This window comes from Psychrobacter sp. S4(2024), assembly GCF_036861305.1.
GTDB classification, from domain to species: Bacteria; Pseudomonadota; Gammaproteobacteria; order Pseudomonadales; family Moraxellaceae; genus Psychrobacter; species Psychrobacter cryohalolentis.
The window spans coordinates 1-3,734 of record NZ_JAZAQR010000008.1; the positions used below are offsets into that span (position 1 = coordinate 1).

At 49.2% G+C, this 3,734-nt stretch carries 2 tRNA genes and 2 rRNA genes; all 4 read left to right on the plus strand.

From position 1 onward, the window contains the following. The first annotated feature begins 118 nt into the window (after positions 1 to 118). Positions 119 to 1,657: ribosomal RNA gene (locus tag VLA57_RS12500) — 16S ribosomal RNA — on the plus strand. A gap of 85 nt (positions 1,658 to 1,742) precedes the next feature. Continuing rightward, positions 1,743 to 1,819: transfer RNA gene (locus VLA57_RS12505), tRNA-Ile, on the plus strand. A 6-nt stretch (positions 1,820 to 1,825) separates the two neighbouring features. After that, positions 1,826 to 1,901 (plus strand) — tRNA-Ala (locus tag VLA57_RS12510). Positions 1,902 to 2,250: 349 nt separating this feature from the next. Further along, positions 2,251 to 3,734 (plus strand): 23S ribosomal RNA (locus VLA57_RS12515); the annotation flags it as partial.

Below are 3,734 nucleotides of genomic sequence, written 5' to 3' on the forward strand. Positions count from 1 at the left end.
TCATTTAAGACAGTAAAAAAACTCAAAGTTAATTCATTACGAACATAATTTTTAGCGATTTTGCCAGATTAGATGAGCCAAGTTTAGAAGTCTCTTTAAAGGACTTCATAGCAAGATTAAACTGAAGAGTTTGATCATGGCTCAGATTGAACGCTGGCGGCAGGCTTAACACATGCAAGTCGAGCGGAAACGATGATAGCTTGCTATCAGGCGTCGAGCGGCGGACGGGTGAGTAATACTTAGGAATCTACCTAGTAGTGGGGGATAGCACGGGGAAACTCGTATTAATACCGCATACGACCTACGGGAGAAAGGGGGCAGTTTACTGCTCTCGCTATTAGATGAGCCTAAGTCGGATTAGCTAGATGGTGGGGTAAAGGCCTACCATGGCGACGATCTGTAGCTGGTCTGAGAGGATGATCAGCCACACCGGGACTGAGACACGGCCCGGACTCCTACGGGAGGCAGCAGTGGGGAATATTGGACAATGGGGGAAACCCTGATCCAGCCATGCCGCGTGTGTGAAGAAGGCCTTTTGGTTGTAAAGCACTTTAAGCAGTGAAGAAGACTCCGTGGTTAATACCCACGGACGATGACATTAGCTGCAGAATAAGCACCGGCTAACTCTGTGCCAGCAGCCGCGGTAATACAGAGGGTGCAAGCGTTAATCGGAATTACTGGGCGTAAAGGGAGCGTAGGTGGCTCGATAAGTCAGATGTGAAATCCCCGGGCTCAACCTGGGAACTGCATCTGATACTGTTGAGCTAGAGTATGTGAGAGGAAGGTAGAATTCCAGGTGTAGCGGTGAAATGCGTAGAGATCTGGAGGAATACCGATGGCGAAGGCAGCCTTCTGGCATAATACTGACACTGAGGCTCGAAAGCGTGGGTAGCAAACAGGATTAGATACCCTGGTAGTCCACGCCGTAAACGATGTCTACTAGTCGTTGGGTCCCTTGAGGACTTAGTGACGCAGCTAACGCAATAAGTAGACCGCCTGGGGAGTACGGCCGCAAGGTTAAAACTCAAATGAATTGACGGGGGCCCGCACAAGCGGTGGAGCATGTGGTTTAATTCGATGCAACGCGAAGAACCTTACCTGGTCTTGACATATCTAGAATCCTGCAGAGATGCGGGAGTGCCTTCGGGAATTAGAATACAGGTGCTGCATGGCTGTCGTCAGCTCGTGTCGTGAGATGTTGGGTTAAGTCCCGCAACGAGCGCAACCCTTGTCCTTAGTTACCAGCGGGTTAAGCCGGGAACTCTAAGGATACTGCCAGTGACAAACTGGAGGAAGGCGGGGACGACGTCAAGTCATCATGGCCCTTACGACCAGGGCTACACACGTGCTACAATGGTAGGTACAGAGGGCAGCTACACAGCGATGTGATGCGAATCTCAAAAAGCCTATCGTAGTCCAGATTGGAGTCTGCAACTCGACTCCATGAAGTAGGAATCGCTAGTAATCGCGGATCAGAATGCCGCGGTGAATACGTTCCCGGGCCTTGTACACACCGCCCGTCACACCATGGGAGTTGATTGCACCAGAAGTGGATAGCTTAACCTTCGGGGGAGCGTTCACCACGGTGTGGTTGATGACTGGGGTGAAGTCGTAACAAGGTAGCCGTAGGGGAACCTGCGGCTGGATCACCTCCTTATAGATGGCATTCGGTCAGCAAGAATTCACAACAAGTTGTTCTTTAGTTTAAGCTAGTTTATTAGCTAGAGGTATATGCCTCGTACAGGCCTGTAGCTCAGCTGGTTAGAGCACCGTGTTGATAACGCGGGGGTCGGCAGTTCAAGTCTGCCCAGGCCTACCATTATTAGGGGCCATAGCTCAGTTGGTAGAGCGCCTGCCTTGCACGCAGGAGGTCAACGGTTCGACTCCGTTTGGCTCCACCACATAATAAACTATTCTTTAGATGCTAATAAATAAATAGGTATCAAATAGAAACAAGTGATTCGTCTTAGTAAAGACAAGATTACTTCTTTCTGTTTTATACAGAATCTGTGACTCGACGAGAGCACAGAGACTATTTAAAAACATAGATATGAGTCTGGGTTAGGAACACGTGTTCACGCGTTGTTTCTAACCTTAATAACTCACTACTTAACGACATCAGTTGTTATCCCAGTAGTGAGTTATTAAAAAAGTAAAGAGAACTGAATCAAGCGTATAAAATTAGGTGATATCGTTATCATAATTAGGCTTTACAACACTTAGCGGTCGAGAGACTACTTGGGGTTGTATGGTCAAGTAATGAAGCGCACATGGTGGATGCCTTGGCAGTCAGAGGCGATGAAAGACGTGACAGCCTGCGATAAGCTTCGGGGAGGCGGCAATATCCTGTGATCCGGAGATTTCTGAATGGGGAAACCCACCTACCATAAGGTAGGTATCTTGTACTTGTACAAGAGGCAAACGAGGGGAAGTGAAACATCTCAGTACCCTTAGGAAAAGACATCAAATGAGATTCCCCAAGTAGCGGCGAGCGAACGGGGAGAAGCCGATTAATGCTAATGTAGAAGAACAGCGTGGGAAAGCTGACCGTAGTAGGTGATAGTCCTGTATTCGAAACATTAGCGTTAACATATTAAGTAGGGCGGGACACGAGAAATCCTGTTTGAAGATGGGGGGACCATCCTCCAAGGCTAAATACTCCTGACTGACCGATAGTGAACCAGTACCGTGAGGGAAAGGCGAAAAGAACCCCTGTGAGGGGAGTGAAATAGAACCTGAAACCGTGTGCGTACAAGCAGTGGGAGCCTTAATTTATTAGGGTGACCGCGTACCTTTTGTATAATGGGTCAGCGACTTATGTTCTGTAGCAAGGTTAACCGTTTAGGGGAGCCGTAGGGAAACCGAGTCTTAATAGGGCGTTTAGTTGCAGGGCATAGACCCGAAACCGAGTGATCTATCCATGAGCAGGTTGAAAGTGCCGTAACAGGCACCGGAGGACCGAACCCACTATCGTTGAAAAGCTAGGGGATGACTTGTGGATAGGGGTGAAAGGCTAATCAAACTCGGTGATAGCTGGTTCTCCCCGAAAGCTATTTAGGTAGCGCCTCGGACGAACACCATTGGGGGTAGAGCACTGTTTCGGCTAGGGGGTCATACCGACTTACCAAACCGATGCAAACTCCGAATACCGATGAGTGATATCCGGGAGACACACAGTGGGTGCTAACGTCCATTGTGGAGAGGGAAACAACCCAGACCGCCAGCTAAGGCCCCAAATTCCTAGTTAAGTGGGAAACGAGGTGGGAAGGCATAGACAGCTAGGAGGTTGGCTTAGAAGCAGCCATCCTTTAAAGAAAGCGTAATAGCTCACTAGTCGAGTCGGCCCGCGCGGAAGATGTAACGGGGCTCAAACTAGGAGCCGAAGCTGCGGATTTGAATTTGTTTTCAAGTGGTAGGGGAGCGTTGTGTAAGCCTGTGAAGGTGTGTCGTAAGGCATGCTGGAGGTATCACAAGAGCGAATGCTGACGTGAGTAACGATAATGCGAGTGAAAAGCTCGCACGCCGGAAGATCAAGGGTTCCAGTCCAACGTTAATCGGGGCTGGGTGAGTCGACCCCTAAGGCGAGGCCGAAAGGCGTAGTCGATGGGAAATCGGTTAATATTCCGATACTTGTTTATAATGCGATGGAGGGACGGAGTAGGTTATGTCAGCCTGGCGTTGGTTGTCCAGGTGAAAGGATGTAGGCAGACAGTTTAGGCAAATCCGGACTGTCA